The organism is Streptomyces hokutonensis (assembly GCF_042751305.1).
GTDB lineage: Bacteria > Actinomycetota > Actinomycetes > Streptomycetales > Streptomycetaceae > Streptomyces > Streptomyces hokutonensis_A.
This window is the reverse complement of sequence record NZ_JBHYWD010000017.1, coordinates 19,635-43,201: the sequence shown is the minus strand read 5'-3', so window position 1 is coordinate 43,201 and position 23,567 is coordinate 19,635. Positions and strand designations below refer to the sequence as shown.

The 23,567-nt window shown below is 71.9% G+C and carries 23 protein-coding genes; 14 read left to right on the top strand and 9 right to left on the bottom strand.

Annotation, left to right across the window (positions count from 1 at the left end; genetic code table 11):
• Nucleotides 1–91: 91 nt before the first annotated feature.
• From ACFXC1_RS35345 to ACFXC1_RS35335, 3 genes are read right to left on the bottom strand one after another with little or no spacing between them, the layout of a single operon-like run.
• On the bottom strand, nt 92–1,159 hold the full coding sequence (locus ACFXC1_RS35345) for a prenyltransferase/squalene oxidase repeat-containing protein (RefSeq protein ID WP_381250750.1): 1,068 nt from the start codon (nt 1,157–1,159) through the stop codon (nt 92–94).
• Nucleotides 1,156–1,890: a class I SAM-dependent methyltransferase gene (locus tag ACFXC1_RS35340; protein WP_019067181.1), complete on the bottom strand. Its 735-nt coding sequence runs from the start codon at nt 1,888–1,890 to the stop codon at nt 1,156–1,158. The genes ACFXC1_RS35345 and ACFXC1_RS35340 overlap by 4 nt, the downstream gene beginning before the upstream one ends.
• The gene (locus ACFXC1_RS35335) at nt 1,884–3,251 is read right to left on the bottom strand and encodes a glycosyltransferase family 4 protein (protein WP_381250748.1); all 1,368 of its coding nucleotides are present in this window, start codon (nt 3,249–3,251) and stop codon (nt 1,884–1,886) included. Before ACFXC1_RS35335 ends, ACFXC1_RS35340 begins: the two co-directional genes overlap by 7 nt.
• A 222-nt stretch (nt 3,252–3,473) precedes the next feature.
• On the opposite strand from ACFXC1_RS35335, the gene ACFXC1_RS35330 reads away from it, so the two are divergent.
• Both ACFXC1_RS35330 and ACFXC1_RS35325 read left to right on the top strand, forming a co-directional pair.
• Nucleotides 3,474–4,100, top strand: a complete 627-nt coding sequence (locus ACFXC1_RS35330; protein WP_381250746.1) for a TetR family transcriptional regulator — start codon at nt 3,474–3,476, stop codon at nt 4,098–4,100.
• Nucleotides 4,101–4,107: 7 nt separating this feature from the next.
• Complete coding sequence (locus ACFXC1_RS35325; protein ID WP_381250744.1) at nt 4,108–4,731, top strand: maltokinase N-terminal cap-like domain-containing protein; 624 nt, start codon at nt 4,108–4,110, stop codon at nt 4,729–4,731.
• A gap of 22 nt (nt 4,732–4,753) precedes the next feature.
• Here the strand turns inward: ACFXC1_RS35325 and ACFXC1_RS35320 are convergent, their stop codons facing one another.
• Nucleotides 4,754–5,026: a ferredoxin gene (locus ACFXC1_RS35320; protein WP_362970889.1), complete on the bottom strand. Its 273-nt coding sequence runs from the start codon at nt 5,024–5,026 to the stop codon at nt 4,754–4,756.
• A gap of 5 nt (nt 5,027–5,031) precedes the next feature.
• Nucleotides 5,032–6,489: an aldehyde dehydrogenase gene (locus tag ACFXC1_RS35315; protein ID WP_381250742.1), complete on the bottom strand. Its 1,458-nt coding sequence runs from the start codon at nt 6,487–6,489 to the stop codon at nt 5,032–5,034.
• A 128-nt stretch (nt 6,490–6,617) separates the two neighbouring features.
• Here ACFXC1_RS35315 and ACFXC1_RS35310 point away from each other — a divergent pair, with 128 nt between their 5' ends.
• Together ACFXC1_RS35310 and ACFXC1_RS35305 are read left to right on the top strand one after the other, a co-directional pair.
• A complete protein-coding gene (locus tag ACFXC1_RS35310) occupies nt 6,618–7,652 on the top strand; it encodes an MBL fold metallo-hydrolase (RefSeq protein ID WP_381250740.1) in 1,035 nt (344 codons plus the stop codon).
• Nucleotides 7,653–7,694: 42 nt separating this feature from the next.
• Nucleotides 7,695–8,141 carry a nuclear transport factor 2 family protein gene (locus tag ACFXC1_RS35305; RefSeq protein WP_381250738.1) on the top strand — a complete coding sequence of 149 codons (447 nt, stop codon included), beginning with the start codon at nt 7,695–7,697 and terminating at the stop codon, nt 8,139–8,141.
• On the opposite strand, the gene ACFXC1_RS35300 is transcribed toward ACFXC1_RS35305, so the two are convergent.
• Complete coding sequence (locus ACFXC1_RS35300) at nt 8,135–10,318, bottom strand: ATP-binding protein (protein WP_381250736.1); 2,184 nt, start codon at nt 10,316–10,318, stop codon at nt 8,135–8,137. The two genes, ACFXC1_RS35305 and ACFXC1_RS35300, sit on opposite strands and share 7 nt — an antisense overlap.
• 210 nt (nt 10,319–10,528) lie before the next feature.
• Between ACFXC1_RS35300 and ACFXC1_RS35295 the strand changes: the two genes are divergently transcribed.
• A complete protein-coding gene (locus ACFXC1_RS35295) occupies nt 10,529–11,569 on the top strand; it encodes a PP2C family protein-serine/threonine phosphatase (RefSeq protein ID WP_381251015.1) in 1,041 nt (346 codons plus the stop codon).
• Nucleotides 11,570–11,582: 13 nt separating this feature from the next.
• Here the strand turns inward: ACFXC1_RS35295 and ACFXC1_RS35290 are convergent, their stop codons facing one another.
• On the bottom strand, nt 11,583–12,308 hold the full coding sequence (locus tag ACFXC1_RS35290) for an alpha/beta hydrolase (RefSeq protein WP_381250734.1): 726 nt from the start codon (nt 12,306–12,308) through the stop codon (nt 11,583–11,585).
• A 149-nt stretch (nt 12,309–12,457) separates the two neighbouring features.
• Between ACFXC1_RS35290 and ACFXC1_RS35285 the strand changes: the two genes are divergently transcribed.
• The 3 genes from ACFXC1_RS35285 to ACFXC1_RS35275 are packed head-to-tail and all read left to right on the top strand — an operon-like array spanning nt 12,458 to nt 15,015.
• On the top strand, nt 12,458–13,315 hold the full coding sequence (locus ACFXC1_RS35285) for a helix-turn-helix domain-containing protein (RefSeq protein WP_381250732.1): 858 nt from the start codon (nt 12,458–12,460) through the stop codon (nt 13,313–13,315).
• Between the two features lie 54 nt (nt 13,316–13,369).
• Complete coding sequence (locus tag ACFXC1_RS35280; RefSeq protein ID WP_381250730.1) at nt 13,370–14,035, top strand: RNA polymerase sigma factor; 666 nt, start codon at nt 13,370–13,372, stop codon at nt 14,033–14,035.
• Complete coding sequence (locus tag ACFXC1_RS35275; RefSeq protein WP_381250728.1) at nt 14,032–15,015, top strand: CU044_5270 family protein; 984 nt, start codon at nt 14,032–14,034, stop codon at nt 15,013–15,015. Before ACFXC1_RS35280 ends, ACFXC1_RS35275 begins: the two co-directional genes overlap by 4 nt.
• Nucleotides 15,016–15,035: 20 nt before the next feature.
• Here the strand turns inward: ACFXC1_RS35275 and ACFXC1_RS35270 are convergent, their stop codons facing one another.
• Entirely contained in the window at nt 15,036–16,049 is a 1,014-nt protein-coding gene (locus ACFXC1_RS35270) for a glutamate ABC transporter substrate-binding protein (protein WP_381250726.1), read from the bottom strand.
• A 175-nt stretch (nt 16,050–16,224) separates the two neighbouring features.
• Complete coding sequence (locus ACFXC1_RS35265) at nt 16,225–16,908, bottom strand: phosphotransferase (RefSeq protein WP_381250724.1); 684 nt, start codon at nt 16,906–16,908, stop codon at nt 16,225–16,227.
• 285 nt (nt 16,909–17,193) lie between these two features.
• On the opposite strand from ACFXC1_RS35265, the gene ACFXC1_RS35260 reads away from it, so the two are divergent.
• The 6 genes from ACFXC1_RS35260 to ACFXC1_RS35235 all read left to right on the top strand — a co-directional run bounded on the left by ACFXC1_RS35260 (nt 17,194) and on the right by ACFXC1_RS35235 (nt 23,400).
• Nucleotides 17,194–18,444: a prenyltransferase/squalene oxidase repeat-containing protein gene (locus ACFXC1_RS35260; protein WP_381250722.1), complete on the top strand. Its 1,251-nt coding sequence runs from the start codon at nt 17,194–17,196 to the stop codon at nt 18,442–18,444.
• Entirely contained in the window at nt 18,441–19,052 is a 612-nt protein-coding gene (locus tag ACFXC1_RS35255) for an SCO2322 family protein (protein WP_381250720.1), read from the top strand. Before ACFXC1_RS35260 ends, ACFXC1_RS35255 begins: the two co-directional genes overlap by 4 nt.
• Nucleotides 19,045–20,208: an energy-coupling factor transporter transmembrane component T gene (locus ACFXC1_RS35250; RefSeq protein ID WP_381250718.1), complete on the top strand. Its 1,164-nt coding sequence runs from the start codon at nt 19,045–19,047 to the stop codon at nt 20,206–20,208. The genes ACFXC1_RS35255 and ACFXC1_RS35250 overlap by 8 nt, the downstream gene beginning before the upstream one ends.
• Nucleotides 20,205–21,875, top strand: a complete 1,671-nt coding sequence (locus tag ACFXC1_RS35245; protein ID WP_381250716.1) for an ABC transporter ATP-binding protein — start codon at nt 20,205–20,207, stop codon at nt 21,873–21,875. The genes ACFXC1_RS35250 and ACFXC1_RS35245 overlap by 4 nt, the downstream gene beginning before the upstream one ends.
• Entirely contained in the window at nt 21,872–22,678 is an 807-nt protein-coding gene (locus tag ACFXC1_RS35240) for an ECF transporter S component (RefSeq protein ID WP_381250714.1), read from the top strand. The genes ACFXC1_RS35245 and ACFXC1_RS35240 overlap by 4 nt, the downstream gene beginning before the upstream one ends.
• Nucleotides 22,679–22,983: 305 nt before the next feature.
• Nucleotides 22,984–23,400, top strand: a complete 417-nt coding sequence (locus ACFXC1_RS35235) for an aggregation-promoting factor C-terminal-like domain-containing protein (protein WP_381250712.1) — start codon at nt 22,984–22,986, stop codon at nt 23,398–23,400.
• The last annotated feature ends 167 nt before the right edge of the window (nt 23,401–23,567 follow it).

The following is a 23,567-nucleotide window of genomic DNA, read 5'->3' as shown; positions in this document are numbered from 1 at the left end:
CGCGGATATTCCAACCCCACCGGCGACATGTATTGTGTTGCTCCTTTTGGGGGCGCGGGGAACTGCGCGAGCAACCCCCACCGGCCCGCACCTAACAACAGTCCGGATCCAACCCATTCGGCAACAACTCGGCCCCGAACACCGCACACGTCGCGTCATGGCCCCCCAGCGCCGCCACCGCGAGCAGCAACGACCCCGCAGTCCACGTGGTCAACTCACGCGGCCAGATCGCATCGTCCTCGAAGACGTACCCCGTCCAGTACAGCCCGCTCTCCGCATCGCGCAGATGCTGTATCGACTGGAGAATCTCCAACGCGCGGTCGGACTCCCCCAACACCCACAGCGCCAGGGCGAGTTCGGCGGACTCGCCGCCGGTGACCCACGGGTTGGGGACGACGCACCGCACCCCGAGCCCGGGCACGACGAAGCGGCTCCAGCCCTCCTCCACCCGGGACTTGGCCTCCGTGCCGGTCAACGCGCCGCCCAGGACCGGGTAGTACCAGTCCATCGAGTAGCGGTCCTTGTCCAGGAACCGTTCCGGATGGCGGCGGATCGCGTGCCGGAGCGCGCCGACCGCCAACTCCCAGTCCGGCTGGGGCTCTTCGCGCTGTTCGGCGATGGCGAGCGCGCAGCGCAGCGCCTGGTGGATCGAGGAGGAACCGGTCAGCAGCGCGTCGGCCGTGTCCGTGCCGTCGGCGTCCCGCTTCCAGCCGATCTGCCCGCCCGGCTGCTGGAGCCGGAGGACGAACTCGACGGCCGCGTAGACCGTGGGCCACAGGCGGTCCAGGAACGTGTCGTCGCCGGTCGAGAGGTAGTGGTGCCAGACGCCCACGGCCACGTAGGCGACGAAGTTGGTCTCGCGGCCCCGGTCGGTGACATCGTGCGCGTCGCCGTCGGCGTAGGCCGCGTACCAGGAACCGTCCTCGTTCTGGTGCCGGGCGAGCCAGTTGTACGCCCGCTCGGCGGCCTCGTGCTCGCCCGCCGCGTCGAGCGCCATCGCGGCCTCGGTGTGGTCCCACGGGTCGAGGTGATGGCCCCGGAACCAGGGGATCGCCCCGTCCTCCCGCTGCACGGCGAGGATGCCGGCGACGGTCGCGGCGGCCTCCTCCGCGGTGAGGACCCCGGGCAGGACGAGGTGTTCTGTCCGGGGAGCGGTCACTTGGCTTCCGCCAGGGGGAGGTGCGGCTTGGTCGCGTAGGCCACGAAGCTCTTGCCGATCAGCGGGTTCAGCGCCTGTTCGGCGACCCGGGTGGCGAGGGGCTTCTTCATGATGTCCCAGACCAGGAGCTTGTGGTACGCCTGCACCGGCAGCGCCTTGTCGTTGTCGACGCCGAACGCGCACTTCAGCCACCAGTACGGCGAGTGCAGCGCGTGCGCGTGGTGGGTGCCGTAGGGCTTGAGGCCGGCCTCGCGGATCTTGGCGAGGAGTTCGTCCGCCTTGTAGATGCGGATGTGGCCGCCCTCGACCTCGTGGTAGGCGTCGGACAGCGCCCAGCAGACCTTCTCGGGGCCGTAGCGCGGGACGGTGATGGCGATCCGGCCGCCGGGCTTCAGGACCCGGACCATCTCGGCGAGCACGCCCTTGTCGTCCGGGATGTGCTCCATCACCTCGGAGATGATCACGACGTCGAACGACTCGTCGGGGAAGGGGAGTTGGAGCGCGTCGCCCTCCATCGCGGTCGCGGTGGCACCGGCCGGGGCCTCGCCGGCCTCCTTCATCGCCGCGAACCACTTGGCGACCTCGCGGATCTCCTCGGCGTTCTGGTCGAGGGCGACGACCTGTGCCCCTCGCCGGTAGCACTCGAACGCGTGCCGCCCGGCACCGCACCCGAGGTCCAGGACACGGTCGCCAGGGGCGAGCGGGAACCGGGAGAAGTCGACGGTCAGCACGTGGCCCTGCTTTCGGGATAGACGCCGGTAACACTGGTCGGAGACGGGGACGGAGAGGTCGTACGGCCCGCGATGGCCTCGCGGTACCTGGCGGCCGTGCCCTCGGCGGCCTTGGCCCAGGTGAAGCGCGCGAGCACGCGTTCCCGGCCCGCCCGGCCGAGCCGCGCTCTCAGCTCCGGGTCGGCCAGCAGGCGGCTCAGGGCGGTGGCCAGCGCGCCGGGGTCGCCCGGCGGTACCGCGAGGCAGGTCTCGCCGTCGCGTCCGGCGACCTCCGGGATCGCCCCGCCGGTCGTCGCGACGAGCGGCGTCCCCGTGGCCATCGCCTCGGCCGCCGGGAGCGAGAAGCCCTCGTACAGCGAGGGCACGCAGGCGACCTCCGCCGAGCGGACCAGGTCGACGAGTTCGGCGTCCGAGATGCCCTTGACGAACTCGACGGCGCCTTCGAGGCCGTAGCGCTCGACGGCCTGGGCGACCGGGCCCTCCGTCGGTCGTTTGCCTACGACGATCAGGTGGGCGTCGGGGTGTTCGGTGCGGACCTTCGCCAGGGCCTCGACGAGGTAGACCAGGCCCTTGAGGGGGACGTCCGCGCTGGACGTGGTGACGATCCGGCCCGGTACCTGGGGTACGGCGGGGTCCGGGGCGAACTGGTCGGTGTCGGCGCCGATGTGGACGACGTGGATGCGGTCGTCGCGGACGCCGAGGTGGTCGACGATCTCCTGGCGCGAGGTGCCGGAGACGGTGAGCACGGAGGGGAGGCGGCGGGCGACCCGCTTCTGCATCTGCGTGAAGGAGTACCAGCGCCGCTTGGACATCCGCTGGCGCCGGTTCTCCGCCGCGTCCAGCTCCAACTGCCGGTCCACGGTGATGGGATGGTGGATCGTCGTCACCAGCGGTGCACCGACATCCCCCAACAACCCGTAGCCCAGCGTCTGGTTGTCGTGCACGACGTCGAACTCGCCGCGTCTGGCGCGGAGATGGCGGCGGGCGCGGAGCGAGAAGGTGAGGGGTTCGGGGAAGCCGCCGGTCCACATCGTCGCGACTTCGAGGGCGTCGATCCAGTCCCGGTACTCGTCGCGCTTGGGCGTGCGGAAGGGGTCCGGGGAGCGGTAGAGGTCGAGAGAGGGCAGCTCGGTCAGGGAGATGCCGGGGTAGCCCTCGTCGAGGACCGGGTACGGCTGCGAGCCGATGACCTCGACGCGGTGCCCGAGGCGGGCCAGTTCGCGGGAGAGATGGCGGACGTAGACGCCCTGACCACCGCAGAACGGGTTCCCTTTATAGGTGAGGAGTGCGATACGGAGCGGTCGCTCGCCGTCGGCGGCCGGGCCCTCCTGGGGGCCCGCCTGACTGGCCTCAGCGGTCACTCTGAGCCCCCTTCTGCCTGCACTGTCCCGCGAGATTACGCCGGGACGCTAATCTAGAACAAGTTTCAGACTTGATCGTCCAGGAGGTTCTGAATCTACCGGCCGGTACGGGCGCTGTGAGAAGTGGATCAGGTGATTCACACCACGGCCGAGACCCTGCCATGATCGGTCCGATCACCCGCCCTCACCGACAGTCACGGGAACAGTCACGGAACGGGAGCCATGCCAGTGGAAGCCAAGCCCGAAACCACTGCGCGGACCTCGCCGCCCCTCACCGAGCGGCAGGAGGCGCGCCGGCGCCGCATCCTGCACGCGAGCGCGCAGTTGGCGAGCCGGGGCGGTTTCGACGCCGTGCAGATGCGCGAGGTCGCGGAGTCCTCGCAGGTCGCGCTCGGCACGCTGTACCGGTACTTCCCGTCCAAGGTGCATCTCCTGGTCGCCACGATGCAGGACCAGCTGGAGCACATGCACGGCACGCTCCGCAAGAAGCCGCCGGGCGGCGAGACGGCGGCCGAGCGGGTCGCGGAGACCCTGATGCGGGCCTTCCGCGCGCTCCAGCGCGAGCCGCATCTTGCCGACGCGATGGTCCGCGCGCTGACCTTCGCGGACCGCAGTGTCTCCCCCGAGGTCGACCAGGTCTCCCGGCAGACCACGGTGATCATCCTGGACGCGATGGGCCTGGAGCACCCGACGCCCGAGCAGCTCTCCGCCGTCCGCGTGATCGAGCACACCTGGCACTCGGCCCTGATCACCTGGCTCTCGGGCCGCGCGTCCATCGCCCAGGTGAAGATCGACATCGAGACGGTGTGCCGTCTCATCGACCTCACGGAGCCGGGCGCGAACCGATAATTCCCGTATGTCGATCATCCACCGCACCCACGTCAAGCCCACCAAGCTCGAACTCCTCACCACCTGGCTGCCCACCCGCCCCTGGTATCACGGCCCCGCCGCACCGGAGTTGGTGAAGTCCGGCGGGTTCCGGCTCGACGACCCCGAGGGCGAGGTCGGCATCGAGTTCATGGTCGTCACCGACGGCTCGGGCGCCTACCTCGTCCCGCTCACCTACCGCGGCGCCCCGCTCCCCGGCGCCGAACACGCCCTCGTCGGCACCATGGAGCACGGTGTGCTCGGTCCGCGCTGGGCCTACGACGGCTGCCACGACCCGGTGCTGACCGCCGAGTTGGTCGCGTTCATCGAGGGGCGGACTCAGGCGCAGGCGCAGAGCGTCTCCGACACCCTGGACCGGGAGGTCGCCCGCTCCTGGACCGGTACGGCACCCCTCCCCGCCCTCGGCGCCCCGAACGACACCGACGAGACAACCGAGTTCGCCGTACCGGACGGTCCGGTCCTGCGGCTGCACCGGGTGCTGACCCCCGGCTCGACGCCTCCCGAGGGCGCGCTCGGCCAGGTCACCGGCGCCTGGGCGCAGGCAGACGGCACCCGGGTCCGCGCGCTGTTCGCCGCCGTCCAGGACTCCTAGGACGCCAACTCCCCTGTCGCTGCTACTCCTCGGGCGGGAACACCGGCTCCCCGCTCCCGAGCAGCGTGATCATGATGGCCTCCACCGGGCAGCCCTCGGCCGCCGCGAGGATCCGCTCGTTGGCGTCGGTCTCCGGTTCGGCCGGGTGGGACTGCATGGCCGAGTCGAGGCGAAAGCGGTCGGGGGCCTGGTGGACGCACTGGGCCGAGCCGATGCAGACGGAGCGGTCGACCTCGACCTGCCAGCGGTCACCCGCCCCCACGCTCGAATACGCTCGCGCGGGAGGTACCCCCATCCGGCTCACCCCTCCCAGCCGGCCGGCAGGTGGATCATCTTGTGTTCGAGGAACTCGGAGAAGCCCTCGGGCCCGAACTCCCGCCCCAGGCCTGAGTTCTTGTAGCCGCCGAAGGGGCCGAGCATGTCGAGGCTGAAGGTGTTGACGTTGTAGGTGCCGGTGCGGACCTGGCGGGCGATGTCGATGCCGTGGGCCACATCGCCCGTCCACACACTGCCGCTCAGCCCGTAGTCGGAGTCGTTCGCGATCTTCACGGCCTCGGTCTCGTCGCCGTACGGGAGCAGGCAGATCACCGGGCCGAAGATCTCCTCGCGGGCGATGCGCATGGAGTTGTCGACGTCACCGAAGAGGGTCGGCTCGACGTACCAGCCGTGGTCGAGGCCGGGCGGACGGCCGCCGCCCGTAAGGATTTTGGCGCCCTCCTCCTGGCCTATGCGGATGTAGTCGAGGTTGCGTTGTTGTTGGCGCCTGGCGACCAGCGGGCCTACCTGGGTGGCGGGGTCGAGCGGGTCGCCGACCACGAGGGCGCTCGCCGCCGCCGCGAAGGCGTCCGCGAACTCGTCGTAGCGCGAGCGGGGTACGAGGATGCGGGTCTGGGCGACGCACGCCTGGCCGTTGTTCATCCAGGCCGCCGAGACGATGCCGGGGACGGAGGTCGTGATGTCCGCGTCGGGCAGCACGATCGCCGCCGACTTGCCGCCCAACTCCAGTGTCACGCGGGTGAGATGACGGGCGGCGACCTCCATCACGCGCTTGCCGGCCGCGACCGAACCGGTGAAGGAGATCTTGTCGATGCCGGGGTGTCCGACGAGGTACTCGCTGACCTCGCGGTCGGCCGGGAGGATCGACAGGACGCCGTCCGGCAGCCCTGCCTCCTTCGCGATCTCGCCCAACAGATAGGCGTCCAGGGGCGCTTCGGGCGACGGCTTCAGGATCACCGTGCAGCCGGTGAGCAGCGCGGGCGCTAGCTTGGCGGCGGCCACGAACTGCGGGACGTTCCAAGGGACTACGGCCGCCACCACTCCAACCGGCTCCCGGCGTACGAGGATCTTGCCGAGGACGCCGTCCCGGTACTCCTCGTAGGTGAAGTCCTTCGCGACGGTGATCGCCGCGTCCCACACCATCATCGCGCCGAGGGCCTGCCCGAGGATGCTCCAGGAGTACGGCGACCCGTTCTCGGAGGAGATGACGCGGCCGATCTCCTCGTACCGGGCGGCGATCGCGTCCTTGATGCGGGTGACGACCGCGACCCGTTCGTCGAGGGTCATGCGCGGCCAGGGTCCCTCGTCGAAGGCCCGGCGGGCCACAGCGACCGCGCGGTCCACGTCCTCCCGCGACGCGTGCGGGACGCGTCCGATGACCTCTTCGGTGTGCGGGGAGATCACCTCGATGACGTCCTTGCCCAGGGGGTCGGTCAACTCCCCGCCGATGAACAGCTGTCGGTGTTCCACGAGCTCCGTCATGGCCGAACGCCTCCCCGGTGCCGCTGCCTGAACCGCAGTCTGACGATCCATCAGATACGAGGACTGAATACCAGTTCCGGTCGATGGAGTCCACGTATAGTGGCCGGACGGCGGCGATTGGGGAGTCCATGACGTCCACGGGTCAGGTCCACGACCACGGCGGCGGTGTTCGTTCCATCGAAGTCCCCATCCCCGACAACCCACTTGGGACCACGCTCGTCTACGTCGTCGACACCGACCGCGGTCCGGTCCTGGTCGACACCGGCTGGGACGACCCGGCCTCCTGGGACACCCTCGTCGCGGGTCTCGACGCCTGCGGTACGCAGGTGGGCGAGGTGCACGGCGTGCTCATCACCCACCACCACCCCGACCACCACGGCCTGTCCGGGCGGGTGCGCGAGGCGTCCGGGGCGTGGCTCGCGATGCACGCGGCGGACACGGCGATCGTCCGCCGGGCCCGTTCCACCGAACCGGGCCGCTGGCTGACGTACATGACCGCGAAGCTCGCGGCGGCCGGTGCACCCGAAGAACACCTCGCCCCGCTCCGGGCAGCCCGCCCGCGCAGCGTCCCCGGCCTCGCGCCCGCGCTGCCCGACCGGGAGATCGTCCCCGGCGAACTCCTCGCCCTGCCGGGCCGACGGCTGCGCGCGATCTGGACCCCGGGCCACACGCCGGGCCATGTCTGTCTGCACCTGGAGGAGGACCACCCGGCCCAACTCCCGGGCCACGGCCGCCTGTTCTCCGGCGACCACCTCCTCCCCGAGATCACCCCGCACATCGGCCTGTACGAGGACCCGGACGACACCACGATCGCCGACCCGCTCGGCGACTACCTCGACTCCCTGGAGCGGGTCGGCCGCCTCGCACCCGCCGAAGTACTCCCGGCCCACCAGCACACCTTCACCGACGCCCCCGGCCGTGTACGGGAGTTGCTCACCCACCACGAGGACCGCCTGACCGGCCTCCTCGCCCTCCTCTCCGAACCCCTCACCGCCTGGCAGGTCGCCGAGCGGATGGAGTGGAACCGTCCCTGGGCCCAAATCCCCTTCCCGTCAAGGAACATCGCGGTCTCCGAGGCCGAGGCGCATCTGCGGCGGCTGGTGAAGCTGGGCCAGGCGGAGGTCGTGACGGGGAGCGAGCCGGTGACCTACGTGGCGGTGTAATTCGGTCGTGGGGCCAGGGGTGCGGCTGATACGAACGACCCCATGGACCTGGACCCTTTGCAGCGACTGCTCGCCGAACGTGCCTGTGAACGCGTGATCCTGGACTTCGTCCGCCGGTTCGATCTCGGTGAACCGTCCTCCGTCGCCGGGCTGTTCACCGAGGACGGCCGCTGGGAGTGGCCGGAGGGGGACAGAGTGGTCGAGGGGCGGGAGGCGCTGCGGAAGTACTTCGGCGCCCGCCCCGCAGGCCGGCTCTCGCGCCGCCTGATGTCGAACGTCCTGGTCACCCTCACCTCCCCCGACACGGCGATCTCGACCGCGTACTTCACGACGTACCGCGTCGACGGCCACCACGGCGGCATGGTCCCCGCCGGTCCTCCGGTGCAGGTGGGCCACTACGAGGACACCTTCCGTCAGGTGGACGGGAGTTGGCTGATCAGCGCCCGCACCCTGTTCCTGCCGTTCGGCGGCCCCACCCCGCGTCACTGACCGATGGCCGCGTACGCGATCCCCTCGTCGTACGTCATCGCCAGGCCCGCCCGGTATCCCGTCTCGTAGGCGTCCTCGCCGAGTTGCTCACGGACGCGGAGTTCGCAGGTGCGGCGGGTGGCGATCAGGTCCGGGGAGTCCATCTGGGCGCGGCCGGTGAGTTCCCAGAGGCGGGTGCCGATGCCGAGGAGGCGGGCGGCGCGGTGGGCGTCGCCGGTGGTGACGACGGCGGCGGCCAGGAGGTCGAGGGACATGGCGGCGCCGACCGTGTTGTGCAGCAGGGCGTGGCCAGCGATCGAGGTGCGGGCGCCGAGCACGGCCGCCTGCATGTCGCCGTGCGCCAGGTCCACCTGGGCGATCAGGTAGTCGGCGAAGGCCCCGCACCAGTACTCGCCCTGTTTCCGGCTGGCCGTACGCACCTCGTCGGCGACCTCACGGCCCCGTTCGAACTTGCCGCGCAGCACGTGTGCGAGGGACAGCGCGAGCCGGGCCTGTAGCTGGGCGGCGCCGAACCCGTCGTCATGGACGGGGAGTCGGGGTGCCGCGTCGAGGACGGCGATGGCCTCGGCCTGGCGGCCGGTGAGTGCCAGATGGCCGCCCCTGAGGTAGGCGGCGGCGACCTGGGCGACCGGGGAGCCCTGTTCGCGGGCCGCGTCGGCGCAGCGGACCGCCCAGTTGGCCGCCGCCTCCTGGTCGCCCTGGAGGAGGGCGACCGCGCCGCGCGACCACAGGGCGAGGGTGCGGCCGGGGCCGGGCGGCGACTCGGCGGCGAGGGCCTGGTCGAGGCAGTGCTGGGCCTCGCGGAGGTAGCCGCAGTGCCGCCACAGGAAGCCGACGTGGCCGGCCATCTCCACGGTGGTCGCGGGCGCCCCGTCCGGTTCGGCGAGCGCGTAGTCGACTGCCGTGCGCAGATTGGCGTGTTCGGTCAGTACGCGCTCGCACCAGGCGACCTGCCGTCCGGTGTTCCACTCGGCGCAGCCCTCGCGGGCGAGGCGGGCGTAGTGGTCGCGGTGGCGCCGGCGTACGGCGCGTTCCTCGCCGAGGGCGTGCAGCCAGTCGGCGCCGTACTCTCGGACGGTGTCGAGCATGCGGTAGCGGGCCGAGATGACGGGGTCGGGCAGCACGATGGACTGGGCGACGAGCCGGTCGAGCAGCCCGGCGATCCGCTCCGGGGGCAGCGGGCCGCCCGCGCAGATCTGCCGGACGGCCTCCAGACAGAAGCCGCCGCTGAAGACGGACAGCCGCGCCCACAGCAGCCGTTCGAGCGGAGCGCACAGCTCGTGGCTCCAGCCGATGGCGGTGCGCAGGGTCTGGTGGCGGGGCGGGCGTTCGCCGGGGGCGGAGACGAGCAGGTCGAGGGGCGAGGAGGGGATTGGTGTGCCCGGCGCGGACGGGTCCGGCAGGGGCGGGAGCGTGGGCAGGCGTTCGCCCAGGCGGGTGTGGAGTTGGTCGAGGGTCAACTCCGTGAGGCGGGCGGCGGCGAGTTCGAGGGCCAGGGGGATGCCGTCGAGGCGGCGGCAGACGGCGACGGCGGTGGCGCGGGCGGCCGAATCGCCGTCCCCCAGGGGGCGTCCGGCGGCTGCGGCGCGCTCGGCGAACAGGGCTACGGCGGCCCCGGCGTCCTCGTCGACGCCGGGGCGGCCGTCCACCGGCAGCGGTTCGAGGTGGAGGACCTCCTCGCCGGGTAGTGCGAGCCGTTCCCTGCTGGTGAGCAGGACGCGCAGGCCGGGGAGGCGGGAGCGCAGCGCGGCGGTGAACCTGGCGCAGTCGGCGAGGACGTGTTCGCAGGAGTCGAGGATCAGCAACAGCCTTCTGCCGTGGGCCCATTCGGTGATGACGTCGATCACCGGGCGCGTCGACCGGTCGGCGAGCCGGAGGCTCTCCATGACGGCGAGGTCCACGGGTCCCGAGGTGCGCAGGGGTGAGAGTTCGGTCAGCCAGACGCCGTCGGGGTAGGCGTCCCGGACCCGTGCCGCCGCGCGCAGCGCGAGCCGGGTCTTGCCGACCCCGCCGACCCCGACGACGGTCACCGGCCGGGCCGGTCCCGAGTCCGGGTCCAACGCGGCCCGCAGCCGGGCGAGTTCGGCACCGCGCCCGACGAAACTCAGTGTCTCGGGCGGCAGATTCCCATGTTTGTTGACGTCACCCGAGCTCGCACGGTCGGTCCTGTCCGGCACGAGGTCAGTGTGTCCGTACGTCACCGGCTCCATGCGCGGGTCCCGGAACCCAGCCCACGACTGAACAAAAGAATCGCGTCACCATCGGAAAAGCACCTTATTCCGATCACTTTCCTGTCCGATTGGACGAGTTGCGATCGAGAGCTGATCAACTCTCCGTTGGCGCGGGTCCGGAAAGCGGAATTCCGCAATGGTCGTGCCGTGAACACGATGGACGGGGGACGCCGCTTGCTCGTCGCACCGGTCGGTTGTCTGCTGGCGGCCACGCCGGGGCTGCTGATCGGCCGGGTGCAGCCGATCCTGCCACTGCTGGCGATCGGACCGCTGATGGCCGCCACCTTCCTGGGTGCCCGCCGTACGCTCCTGGTCTGCTGCTGGACCGTACTGCTCGCGCTGGCGGCGGGGCTCGGCTCGGGGGCACAGCTGAACGCCGGTTTCGCCGTCCGCTGGGGCGGGCTGCTCCTCGGCTGCGTGTGCAGTGTGTACGCGGCGAGACAGCGTGCCAGGCTGCGGGAACGGCTCGCGGAGGCGCGGGAGGTGGCCCGGATCACCCAGGAGGCGATCCTGCGGCCGGTCTCCCGCATCCTCTCCGGCACCCATGTCAGCACCCGCTACCACTGCGCGAACCGCGAGTCCTCGGTCGGCGGCGACCTGTACGACCTCGCGGTGACGCCGTACGGCCTGCGGGTGCTGGTCGGGGACGCGCGCGGGCACGGGCTCGACGCGCTGCGGACGGCGGCCGACACGCTCATCGGGTTCCGTGAACTCGTCCATACGGCACCGGACTTGACGACCCTGGCGAAGGAGCTGGACGCCCGGCTCACGCCCGGTCTCGGCCCCGAGGACTTCGTGACGGCGGTGCTGGCCGAGTTCGGCCCTGGCGAGGTGCGGCTCGTCAACTGCGGTCATCCGGCGCCCCTGCGCTCCGGGCAGCGCCTGGAACTCCTCGAACCCCGGGTCCCCGCACTGCCGTTGGGCCTGCGCCCGGACCCGCGCCAGTACCGGGTCCGCCTCCAGCCCGGCGACCGCCTCCTCCTCTACACGGACGGCCTCACCGAGTCCCGCGCCCTCGACGGCACCCCGTTCGCGCTGCTCACCGAGTGCGCGACGGCGCTGAGCGAGCCGACGCCGGACGGGGCGCTGCACGCGCTGTACGACCGCCTGCTCGCCCACGCCGGCGGGCCGCCCGCCGACGACCTGGCCCTCGTCCTGTGCCAGCCGACGGGGGTGACGGCGCCGGCGCGGGTCTGAGGCCGGCTCCGGATCAGCCCAACTTGAGGAGCAGGTCGGCCAGTTCGGCCGGCTTGGTGACCATGCAGTCGTGGCCGGTCTCCAGTTCCCACACCTGGGCCGGGGTGCCGTTGGGCTGGATCGCGGGGACCGGCCGCCGCTCGAAACCCTCCGGTTCGCTGCCCACGCAGTGGATGTGGGTGCGGGGGATCGAGCGCGCGACCGGGTTGTCCAGCCGTACCGACTGCTGGAGGCAGCGCGCCGACTGGTCCGAGAGCGTGGTCCGCAGCCAGGCGACGTCCGCCGGATCGGTGACCCCGAACAGGCCCCCTGGCGGCGGCAGTTCGGGCATCGGCGGAATCCGCCAGCCGGTACCCGAACTCACCGCCATGTCGATCAGCACCTGCGTCACGGGCATGATGTCGAGCGCGCTCTCGCCGTCCTCCGGGACCATCGCGTCGAGGTGGACGAGCCGGCCGATCCGGTCGGGGACCTGGTTGGCGGCCGACGAGATGACCAGGCCGCCGTAGCTGTGCCCGACGAGGATCACCTCGGTGAGGTCCTCCTCCGTGATGAGCCCGGCGACGTCGTCGGCGTGCGTGTCGAGGCCCACTTCAGGGGCGAGCAGATGTGCCTTGTCGCCGTGGCCGGTCAGCGAGGGTGCGAAGACCCGGTGTCCGGCCGCCGTCAGCAGCGGGACCACCCGCTGCCAGCTGTCTCCGCTGTGCCAGGCACCGTGCACCAGTAGGTATGTGGACATGGCTGTTGCTCCTCGCTGTGGTGGCCGGCGTCGCTGATCAGCACGCCACCGGTGACGCTGCCGCCCGGCCCGGGCCCCAGCCAGGGCCCCCGCGCCCCTGGGGGTGACAGGACCAGGCACGGGCGCGGCGGCCGAATTACAGTGCGGGGATGGCCGGTGAACCGAATCTGCTGGGTGAGTACGTGCGCGCCCGCCGCGAACTCGTCACCCCCGAACAGGCCGGTATCCCCGCCTACGGGGTACGGCGGGTGCCGGGCCTGCGCCGGGAGGAGGTCGCGCTGCTCGCCGGGATCAGCGCCGACTACTACCTGCGCCTGGAGCAGGGCCGCGACCGCAACCCCTCCGTGCAGGTCCTGGAGGCCATCGCCCGGGTGCTGCGGCTCGACGAGGACGCGACGGCCCACCTGCTACGACTGGGCGCCACGAAGCCCCGACGCCGCCGGCCCCGACCGGCGAAGGAGACCGTGCCCGAGGGCATCGCCAAGCTCCTCGGAACACTCCCGCTCCCCGCGCTGGTCGAGGGCCGCTACTTCGACGTCCTGGCCGCCAACTCCCTGGCGACCGCGCTGTCCCCGCGCTTCGCGACCGGTTCCAACCGGCTGCTGTCCCTCTTCCTCGACCCGGCCGAGCAGGCGCTCTACCCGTACTGGGAGAGCGCCGTCGGAGGCATGGTCGCCGCGTTCCGCGAGTCCGTGGGCCCCGACACGGACGACCCCCGTTTCATCGAGCTGGTCGGCGAACTCTCCCTCGCCAGCCCCCTGTTCAGCCGACTCTGGGCCCGCCACGACGTACAGGCCTGCGAGGCCGCGCCGAAGTACATCGCCCACCCCCAGGTCGGCGGCCTGGAGCTGAACCGGGAGCGCCTGAGCATCGACGGCGTACCGGGCCAGACCCTCGTCCTCTACCACCCGGACCCCGGCACCGACGCCGCCGAGAAACTGTCCCTCCTCGCGTCCGCGACCCGTACACCCGACGCCGGCCGTTCCCGGTCCGAGGTGACCGGGTAGGGCCGTGTGACGCGGCTCACCGCAGCGCGGTCGGCCCGGTGGACAGGGAACAGTGTGGAGACCTCACTACGGGCCCGCGTGCGAGCCGGAGACCCGGACGCGTTCGGGCAGCTCTTCGACGAGCACGCCTCGGTGGTCCACCGGCACGCCGTGCGGATGACCGGCGACTGGGGCACGGCCGACGACATCGTGTCGCTGACCTTCCTGGAGGCATGGCGGCTGCGCGAGCGCGCGCTGCCCGGCGACGACAGCCTGCGGCCGTGGCTGCTCGGTATCGCGACGAACGTCGCGCGCAACACCTCGCGGGCGGCGCGAAGACATCAGGCCGCGCTCGTCAGAATCCCGCCGCCCGATCCCGTGCCGGACTTCGCCGACGAGGTGACCCGGCGCATGGCCGACACCGAGGAACTGGCCGCCGCACAAAGGGCGTTGAGCAAGCTGCGCCGGGGCGAGCGGGAGGCGTTCACGCTCTGCGTGTGGGAGGGGCTGGACGCGGCCACGGCGGCGGCGGCCCTGGGCGTGGCCGTCGGCACCGTACGGTCCCGGCTCTCCCGCGCGAGGAAACGCCTGCGCAAGCTCACCGACCTCGAACTCGGACAGGTACAGAAGAAGAAAAAAGCACAGGAAACGCAACGCCCGGCGCCGGTCGGACAGTCACCGGGTAGCCGCCTCCAGGCGGCTCGGTCCACACCCAAGTCCACGCAGGAGAAGACGCGATGACCACCGACCCCCAGGAACTGGCCGAGCTGCTGCCCGCCCCGGGCCGTCCGGTGCTCTCGCGGGACCGCCACCGCGTACTGAGGGAACACCTGATGCAGCACATCACCCACGAACACGACACCGTCCGCGAGCAGTCGACCACGACCGTCACCGCGCCCAAGCCGTTCGCCCGCCGGCGCCTCGTCCTCGTCGCCGCGCCCCTGGCCCTCGCCGCCGCCGTGGGCCTGGGCGTGGTCGCGGTCGACAAGGCGGGGGACGGCAAGCACGGCACGGCCGCCGACGACGACCACCAGAAGGCCGTACAGCTGCTGGACCGGATCGCGCTGGCCGCCGCCGACCGCACCGCGGTCACGGCTCGCGACGACCAGTTCATCTACACCAAGTCCCAGGGATCGGCCGCCGAGTTGGGCGTCCAGTTCCACAGCGCCGCCGAACTCTCCCAGCACAAGGGGCTCTTCACGCCGAAGCCGTACAACGGGGCGGTCCAGCAGGAGCAGTGGGACGCGGTGGACGGCAAGCGGGACGGTCTGCGGAAGGGAGTCGCGGTCGCCGATCCGACCCAGAAGATGTCCATGGACATGAAGGGCACCGGATATCTGACCTTCCGTCAGCTCCAGGCCCTGCCCACCGACCCCGACACCCTGCTGAAGAAGTTCGCCGGCGATGCCGCGAACGTATCGGCGGCCCGCCGTACGGAAGTTGTCGTGGAGAACCTCGGCGCCATCGTCGACGAGGCCACCCTGCTGCCCGATCTCAGTGCCGCGATCTACCGTGCCATGGCCGAGCTCCCGGGCGTGAGCGTCGTGGACCACGTCAAGGACGCGGCGGGACGGGAGGGCGTCGGCCTCACGTTCAAGAACGCCCCGAAGGGCTACGCCTGGGTCTTCGACGCGTCGAGCCTCGTCTATCGGGGCACAACCGACGCCGCCCTCCTGGGAGTTGGCGTCGCGGACAGGGCGGGTGAGGTGCCGGCCGGTTAGCCTGCGCCCGTCCTCGGTCGTCAGTCGCGGTAGCGCGGCGCGGGCGGGTAGAAGTCGCCGTAGGGGCCCAACCACCGTTCGTGCAGGGCGCGGAGCTTGCCCGAGGTGCGCAGGTGGGCGAGCACGCCGTTGATGAATCGGACGAGTTCCGGTGTCGTCTTCGGTACGGCGATTCCGTGCGGCTCGTAGGTGAACCGCGGTCCGGTGATGCGGGTGGCGGGGTCCTGGGCGCTCAGTCCGGCGAGGACGTTGTCGGTGGTCGACACGGCGGCCACCGCGCCCTGCTGGAGCAGCAGAAGGCAGTCGGTCCAGTCGGAGACGGTCACGGGCCGCACCGCCGGGCGGGCGCGTTGCAGCTCGGTCAGCGAGGTGGTGCCCCGGGCCGTGCACACCTTCTGTCCGGCGAGATCGGCGAGGGTCTTCACCGGGGAGGTGTCGGTGACCAGGACGCGTTGGCCGGAGTCGAGGTAGTCGCTGCTGAACAGCACCTGCTCCATGCGCTCGCAGGTGATCGTCATGGAGTGGGCGACGAGGTCGACCTGACCGCTCCGCAGTATCCCGATCCGCTGCGCGGACGGCACGGCCTTGAACTGCACCCGGTCCGGCCGCCCGAACAGCGCGCGGGAGATCTCCCGCACCAGGTCGATGTCGAGCCCGTCCAGCTGTCCGGTGTCGGAATTGCGGTAGCCGAAGAGATACGTGTTCTGGTCCACTCCCACGATCAGCCGCCCCCGGGCGACGATCCGCTCCATCGCCGTACCGCTGGGCATCTTGCCGCCCGGCGTCGGCATGTGGGCGAGCGGTTTCAGCGACCGCAGCGGATCGCAGCTCGCGCCGGCCGCCGCGGAGGCGGAGGCGGAGGCGGAGGCGGATGCGGAGGCGGAGGCGGAGGCGGAGGCGGAGGCGGAGGCGGAGGCGGAGGCGGAGGCGCCGAGAGCGGAAGCGGACGCACGCGCCCCGGCGGCCGAACGCCGTTGCGGTACACCCGAGTTGGCGCAGGACACCGTGAGCGCCAGCACGGCGACCGACGCCACGACCCCGGCAAAAAGCCGCCGACGAAACACGCCGACACCGCCCGACAACCCGCTCTCTTCCCCACGTGCCCGAAGTTCCCTCACACCGCCCCGCAGCCCTCGGAACCCATCCGAAGACGCCGTCCGGCGCCCCGGCCCCTCACGCACTCGTCGGCGGTGACGCGTCCACGTTGATTCACGGTTCCCGCGGAGACGCGAGCGACCGGATCAACTCCTCTGCCGCACCGAGGAGTTCGACCTCGTACGGAGTCATCGTAGGGTTGGCCGCCCGCCTCCGCCGTGCTTCGCCCAGCCCCGTCTCCGTGAGGCCGGCGGGATCGGCGAGGAGTGCGGCGAGTATCGCGCGGGCCGGGTCGGCGATCGGCTGGTCGTCCACGGCGACCTGGGCGAGGATGATCGCGGAGAGCCCCCAGTCGAGCCCGGGGTCGCCGTCCTCCGCGGTGCCCCAGTCGATGACGCGGGGGCCGGCCGGGGTGAGCATCACGTTCTCCGGGTGGAGGTCGAGATGCAGGACGCGGGCGCCGGGGCGCCGACCGGGTATCGCGTGCAACTGCCGTAGCAGCGCGGCGAGTACGGTCCCCGCCTCCCGCACGTCGATCGAGCCGGCGACGAGGGCCTCCAGCATGGTGGGCCCGGTCAGCCGTTCCATCACCAGGTCGGTGCGCGAGGTGCGCGAGTCCCCCGGCCGTACCCGTACCCGGGGCACGGGATAGCCGTACGCGCGCACATGCTCCATCACCGCGCCCTCGGCCGCCGCGTCCCCCCAGTCCTCGCGGTTGCGGCGCAGCACCCACGCCTCGTCGATCTCGTACACGTCCGCGGTCCGGCCGGAGCCGATCAGCTTCCCCGTCGTCGGCATGGCCAGAACCTATCGGGCCCGCCGGACCGCGCAACCCCTGCTCACAGCGGACGCTCAGCCGGGCCGTACAGTGGCGGAGTCGTCATCACACCCGTACGGGGGGAAGCCGGTGCAATTCCGGCGCTGACCCGCAACCGTGATCCGTCCCCGTCCGGGGCCGGTGAGTCGGACCGCCCCGCACGGTACGTGACCGGCTCATACGCACCGTCGAGGAATACGGAGCCGAGCCGCCCGGGGGTGTTCCCGTGCTGCCGTGCTCCCCGTAGGGGAAGGCATCCGCCGATCATGAACGTCCGCCGCAGCGCCGCGGTCCTGGCCGCCGGCATCACCGTGACCGTGATCGCCGTGACGCCCGCCGTCGCCGCCGGTCCGTCACCGTCCCCGTCCGTGGCGATACCCGCCGGGCTCTACGGCACCTCCGACCCCACCTACGACGGCGTCTGGCGCCAGTCCCTCGCCCTGCTCGCGCAGGACGCCGTGGGCGTGCAGCCCGCCGACAGTGCGGTGGCGTGGCTGGCCGGACAGCAGTGCGCGAACGGCGCCTTCGCGGCGTTCCGGGCCGACCCCGGCAGGGCGTGCGACGCCAAGGTCATGGTCGACACGAACAGCACGGCCGCCGCCGTACAGGCCCTCTCGACGCTGACCGTCTCCTACGACGCGCAGGTGGCCAAGGCCGTCAAGTGGCTGAAGTCCGTCGAGAACGCCGACGGCGGCTGGGGGTACTCCCCCGGCGGGGCGAGTGACGCGAACTCCACCGCCGTCGTCATCGGCGCCCTCGCCGACGCCGGAGTGACCGTGCCGAACGTCCGGAAGGACGGGAAGTCCCCCTACGACGCCCTCCGGAAGCTCGCGCTGCCCTGCGACGACGGCGCGGACGCGGGCGCCTTCGCCTACCAGCCCGACAAGAAGGGCAAGCTCTTCGCCAACGCGGACGCGACCGCCGCCGCCGTGCTCGGCCTGGACGGCCAGTCGCTGACCGGGAGCCCGCAGGACGACGCCGACTCGCCCGCCAAGTGCGAGAAGCCCGGCGCCGATCCCGAGCAGTCGGCGGTCAACGGCGCCGCGTGGCTCGCCAAGGCCATGGCGAAGAACGGCCACCTGACCTCCGCGCTCCCCGGCGCCAAGCCCCAGCCCGACTACGGCAACACGGCCGACGCGGTCGTCGCCCTGTCCTCCCTCGGTCTGCACGACCAGGCGGCGAAGCCGCTGCGCTGGCTGGAGACCCACGCAAAGTCATGGGCCGCGCACGGCGGTCCGGCCGCCTACGCGCAGCTCGTCTTCGTCGCGACCACCGCGAAGGGCGCCGACGTCCACGACTTCGGCGGCCAGGACCTCGTCACCCTCCTGAACGCGACCGGCCCGACCCCCGCGGACGTCGAGGAACCGGTCACCGCCGGCCCGGAGGCCAAGGCGGCATCCGACGACAACGACGGTTCCCTGAACGTCGCCTGGACCGTCGGCGGCGCGCTCCTCGCCGTCGCGATCGCCGGTTCCGTCCTGGTCGCCCGCAACCGCAAGCGCGGGCAGCGACAGTGACCCGCCGCGCCTCCCTCGCCCTCCTCCTCGCCACCCTCCTGCTCACGCTCACCGCCAACTCCCCCGCCCAGGCGGCCGGTTACCGCTACTGGTCCTTCTGGGACCGCACCAGCACCCACTGGACCTACGCCACCCAGGGCCCCTCCACCGCCCGCCCCGCCGACGGCGACATCCAGGGCTTCCGCTTCGCGGTGAGCGAGGACTCGGCGGACGCGAAACAACCCCGGGGCCCGGCACCCGACTTCGCGACGATCTGCGCCAACTCCCCGGCCGTGGAAGGGAAGAAGCGCGTCGCTCTCGTCATCGACTTCGGTACGCGGTCCGACGCCCCGTCCGGCGAGACTCCACCCACCGCCCGCACCGCCTGCGCCACGGTGTCCCCCGACGCGACGACGGCGGAGGCCCTGGCATCGGTCGCAAAACCCCTGCGCTACGACACGAACGCCTTGTTGTGCGCGATCGGGGGATATCCGGAGCAGGGCTGCGGAGAGCAGATCACCGCAACACATCACGACGGCCCGTCGGTCGGCCTACTGGCAGGCGCGGCAGCAGTCGCACTCCTCGGCGCAGCAGCGATATGGCAGACCCGCAGGCGCAAACATGCGTGACGACAGCGCCCTGAAGGGGCGCGGGCAGTGTCAATTTGCGGCTCCGCCGCGTGGGCGCGACCAGCCACAACGAACCCGCAGACAACCGACAACCCCACCCCCCATCACCCACCCCGGCGCCTGGTGGACCTGGTCCCTGGGCCTCGCCACCGCCGCCACCCGCACCACCAACCCCCTCCTCCTCGCCCTCCTGATCACGGTCACGGCATACGTCGTGGCAACGAACCGCACCCCCGCCCCCTGGTCCCGCTCCTACACCGCCTTCGCGAAACTCGCCCTCGCCGTACTCCTCATCCGCCTCCTCTTCGCGATCGCCCTCGGCTCCCCCATCCCCGGCACGCACACCCTCCTCACGCTCCCCGAAGTCCCGCTCCCCCACTGGGCGCAGGGCATCCGCCTCGGCGGCAAGGTCACCGCGGAGGGACTGGCCTTCGCGTTCTACGACGGCCTGAAGCTGGCCACGCTGCTGATCTGCGTGGGCGCGGCGAACGCCCTCGCGAACCCGGCCCGGCTCCTCAAGTCCCTGCCGGGCGCGCTGTACGAGACCGGCGTCGCGGTGGTCGTGGCGCTCACCTTCGCCCCGAACCTCGTAGCCGACGTCCAGCGACTGCGTGCCGCCCGCCGCCTCCGTGGCCGCCCCGACCGGGGCCTGCGCGGCCTGCTGCAGGTCGGACTCCCGGTCCTGGAGGGCGCGTTGGAGCGCTCGGTCGCCCTCGCCGCCGCGATGGACGCGCGCGGCTACGGCCGTACGGCCCAAGTGCCCGTCTCCGTACGGCGGACGACGACCGCCCTCACGCTCGGCGGGCTGCTGGGCGTGTGCGCGGGGACGTACGGGCTGCTCACGGCCGAAGGCGGCGGCTACGGGCTGCCGTTGCTGCTCGCCGGGGTCATCGCCGCGGCGGCGGGGCTGCGGCTGGGCGGTCGCCGTACGCTGCGCACCCGGTACCGCCCCGACCCGTGGAACGCGCGGGCGTGGCTGGTCGCGGGCTCGGGTGCGGCGGTCGCCGCGCTGCTGACGCTGGCCTCCGTCCGCGACCCCGGCGCGCTGACTCCCGGGGTGGTGCCGCTGGTCGCGCCGACCCTTCCCCTCTGGCCGGCGGCTGCCGTACTGCTGGGCCTGGCCCCCGCGTTGCCCACTTTCAAGGAGCCGTCGTGATCCGCTTCGAGGATGTCTCCGTGACGTACGACGGGGCTGCCCAACCCGCCGTCCAGGGCGTGGACTTCGAGGTCCCGGAGGGCGAACTCGTGCTGCTGGTCGGCCCGTCGGGGGTCGGGAAGTCCACGGTTCTCGGCGCGGTGAGCGGACTGGTCCCGCACTTCACGGGCGGCACCCTGCGCGGCCGGGTAACGGTCGCCGGACGCGACACCCGTACCCACAAGCCGCGCGAACTCGCCGACGTGGTGGGCACGGTGGGCCAGGACCCGCTCTCCCACTTCGTGACGGACACGGTCGAGGACGAACTCGCCTACGGCATGGAGTCGTTGGGCCTCGCCCCGGAGGTGATGCGCCGCCGCGTCGAGGAGACCCTCGATCTGCTGGGCCTCGCCGGACTGCGCGACCGCCCCCTCGCCACTCTCTCCGGCGGGCAGCAGCAGCGCGTCGCGATCGGCTCGGTACTCACCCCGCACCCCCAGGTCCTCGTCCTCGACGAACCGACCTCGGCCCTGGACCCGGCCGCCGCCGAGGAGGTACTTGCCGTCCTCCAGCGCCTGGTCCACGACCTCGGCACCACGGTCCTGCTGGCCGAACACCGCCTGGAGCGGGTCGTCCAGTACGCCGACCAGGTCGTCCTGCTTCCGGCCCCGGGCGCCCCGCCCGTCCTCGGCAGCCCGGCCGAGGTGATGGCGGTGTCCCCCGTGTACCCACCGGTCGTCGCCCTGGGCCGGCTCGCCGAGTGGACGCCACTCCCGCTCACCGTGCGGGACGCACGGCGCCGGGCGACCGGGCTGCGGGAGCGCCTGGCGGGGCGGGAACCGGACCGCAGCGCAACCCCGTTCACGGGCCAGCTCCCCAACTCCCGTCCGCCAAACTCCCGTTGGCGCGTACGCAAGCAAACGGCCCCAACTCCCGCCCGCACAGCGGAAGTCCGCGCCCTCTCCGTCCGCCGCGCCGGCGTCGACGCCCTCCGCCGCGTCGACCTCACCCTCGCCCCCGGCGAGACCGTCGCCCTCATGGGCCGCAACGGCGCCGGCAAATCCACCCTCCTCAACACCCTCGTCGGTCTGGTCGCGCCCACCTCCGGATCGGTGCAGGTCGGCGGCCTCACCCCGCATCGCACGGCGCCCCGGGACCTCGTACGCCGTGTGGGTCTGGTCCCGCAGGAACCCCGTGACCTGCTGTACGCGGACACGGTCGCCGCCGAGTGCGCCGCTGCCGACACGGACGCGGGCGCCGAGCCGGGTACCTGCCGGGCCCTCGTCTCCGATCTGCTCCCCGATGTGACCGACGGCATCCACCCCCGTGATCTCTCCGAGGGACAGCGCCTCGCGCTCGCCCTCGCGATCGTGCTCACGGCCCGACCGCCCCTCCTCCTGCTCGACGAGCCGACCCGGGGTCTCGACTACGCGGCCAAGTCCCGCCTTGTCACGATCCTGCGGGCGCTCGCCGCCGAGGGTCACGCGATCGTCCTCGCCACCCATGACGTGGAGCTCGCCGCCGAACTGGCCCACCGGGTCGTCCTCCTCGCCGACGGAGAGGTGATCGCGGACGGCCCGACCGCGGAGGTGGTCGTGGCGTCCCCGTCCTTCGCCCCGCAGACCACGAAGATCCTGGCCCCGCAGCAGTGGCTGACGGTCGCCGAGGTACGGGAGGCACTGGCATGAGCCCGATCCCCCTCACCCCCCGCTCCACCGCCGCCCTCACCCTCGTCACCGCCACCGGGATCGCCGCCTTCACCTGGCCCTTCCTCGCCCCGCCCACCTCGCAGGTCGCCGCGCACTCGCAGGACGCGCCCTGGCTGTTCGCGGGCTTGCTGGTCCTGCTCGTAGCCGTCGCGGCCGCGGCGATCGCGGAGTCCGGGCTCGGCCCGAAAGCCGTGGCCATGCTCGGTGTGCTCGCCGCGACCGGTGCAGCCCTCCGCCCCATCGGCGCCGGTACGGCCGGTATCGAGCCGATGTTCTTCCTGATGGTGCTGAGCGGACGCGTCCTCGGACCCGGTTTCGGGTTCGTGCTCGGCAACGTCACGATGTTCGCGTCGGCGCTGCTGACCGGCGGGGTCGGCCCGTGGCTGCCGTTCCAGATGCTGGCGATGGGCTGGTTCACGCTGGGCGCGGGCCTGCTGCCGGGCCGGGAGCGGCTGCGCGGCCGTAGCGAGATCGCGGTGCTCGCCTGCTACGGCTTCCTCGCCGCGTTCGCCTACGGCACCGCGATGAACCTGGCCGGCTGGCCCTTCATGGGGGCGCTGGCCTCGTCGGTCGCCTTCGACCCGGGGGCGGCGGTCCCCGCGAACCTGGCGCGTTTCGTCGCGTACTGCGTGGCGACCTCGCTGGGCTGGGACCTGGGGCGGGCGGTCGTCACCGTCGTGCTGACGCTGACCGTGGGTCCGGCGCTGCTGCGGGCGCTGCGCCGGGCGACCCGGCGGGCGGCCTTCGAGACGCGGGTCACTTTCGACGGACGAACCGGGTGAAGCGTCCCACATGACGCATGTCACCAACGATGCGGATTAGTAGGACATCAGCGTGACATGTACGCGGCCCACAGGTCTCTGACCTGGGGTTTGAGAGCCACATCACACAGTTGACGATTCACCCACATGCGACCACAACTAGTAAAAGGGGTCTTTGCGGGCACGGATCGAGAGTGCTTCTGTGGAGCAGTCGCACGGCGCCGACGAGTCCTCACGGGCCTCGGCGCCGACGCCTTGCCGGGGCCGCGCCCCGCGTGACACCGGCTGGCATACGACGTCCTTGTCCCCGAAGAAACAGGTTCTCCGTGTCCGTCTCCCGCATCGTCGCTCGCATCGCCTCCCCGAAGAAGGCCCTGACCGCCGCCGCTCTGGCCGCCGCCACCACCGGTCTGGTGCTGACCTCGGCTCCCGCGCAGGCCGCGACGACCTCCGCCTCCTCCGCCCAGGCGATCGCGCACAAGATGATCCCGAGCGCGGCGCAGTACAACGCGTTCAGCAAGATCGTCGAGCACGAGAGCGGCTGGAACGTCACCGCCACGAACTCCTCCTCCGGCGCCTACGGCCTGGTCCAGGCGCTGCCCGGTTCGAAGATGGCCTCGGCCGGCTCGGACTGGAAGACCAACCCCGCCACGCAGATCAAGTGGGGTCTGGACTACATGAACTCCCGCTACGGCTCCCCCGCCGCGGCCTGGAACTTCTGGCAGTCCAACGGCTGGTACTGATCACCGGCCCACACACACGCACGCGCGCAGCGGCGGGGCCCCCCCCCCCCCCGGGGGCGCCGCCCCCCCCCGCGCAACAATCAAGTGGGGGACCAAAAAACCGCGGGGGGGGTAAACAACAATAACAGGGACGCCGGAAAACGAGGGGGTAGGTAAGGGGGGGCGGC

Coding starts and splice junctions, on each gene's coding strand:
- ACFXC1_RS35330 (WP_381250746.1), top strand. CDS start 3,474: ATGCCAGTGGAAGCCAAGCCCGAAACCACTGCGCGGACCTCGCCGCCC.
- ACFXC1_RS35325 (WP_381250744.1), top strand. CDS start 4,108: ATGTCGATCATCCACCGCACCCACGTCAAGCCCACCAAGCTCGAACTC.
- ACFXC1_RS35320 (WP_362970889.1), bottom strand. CDS start 5,026: ATGGGGGTACCTCCCGCGCGAGCGTATTCGAGCGTGGGGGCGGGTGAC.
- ACFXC1_RS35315 (WP_381250742.1), bottom strand. CDS start 6,489: ATGACGGAGCTCGTGGAACACCGACAGCTGTTCATCGGCGGGGAGTTG.
- ACFXC1_RS35310 (WP_381250740.1), top strand. CDS start 6,618: ATGACGTCCACGGGTCAGGTCCACGACCACGGCGGCGGTGTTCGTTCC.
- ACFXC1_RS35305 (WP_381250738.1), top strand. CDS start 7,695: ATGGACCTGGACCCTTTGCAGCGACTGCTCGCCGAACGTGCCTGTGAA.
- ACFXC1_RS35295 (WP_381251015.1), top strand. CDS start 10,529: ATGGACGGGGGACGCCGCTTGCTCGTCGCACCGGTCGGTTGTCTGCTG.
- ACFXC1_RS35290 (WP_381250734.1), bottom strand. CDS start 12,308: ATGTCCACATACCTACTGGTGCACGGTGCCTGGCACAGCGGAGACAGC.
- ACFXC1_RS35285 (WP_381250732.1), top strand. CDS start 12,458: ATGGCCGGTGAACCGAATCTGCTGGGTGAGTACGTGCGCGCCCGCCGC.
- ACFXC1_RS35275 (WP_381250728.1), top strand. CDS start 14,032: ATGACCACCGACCCCCAGGAACTGGCCGAGCTGCTGCCCGCCCCGGGC.
- ACFXC1_RS35265 (WP_381250724.1), bottom strand. CDS start 16,908: ATGCCGACGACGGGGAAGCTGATCGGCTCCGGCCGGACCGCGGACGTG.
- ACFXC1_RS35260 (WP_381250722.1), top strand. CDS start 17,194: ATGAACGTCCGCCGCAGCGCCGCGGTCCTGGCCGCCGGCATCACCGTG.
- ACFXC1_RS35250 (WP_381250718.1), top strand. CDS start 19,045: ATGCGTGACGACAGCGCCCTGAAGGGGCGCGGGCAGTGTCAATTTGCG.
- ACFXC1_RS35240 (WP_381250714.1), top strand. CDS start 21,872: ATGAGCCCGATCCCCCTCACCCCCCGCTCCACCGCCGCCCTCACCCTC.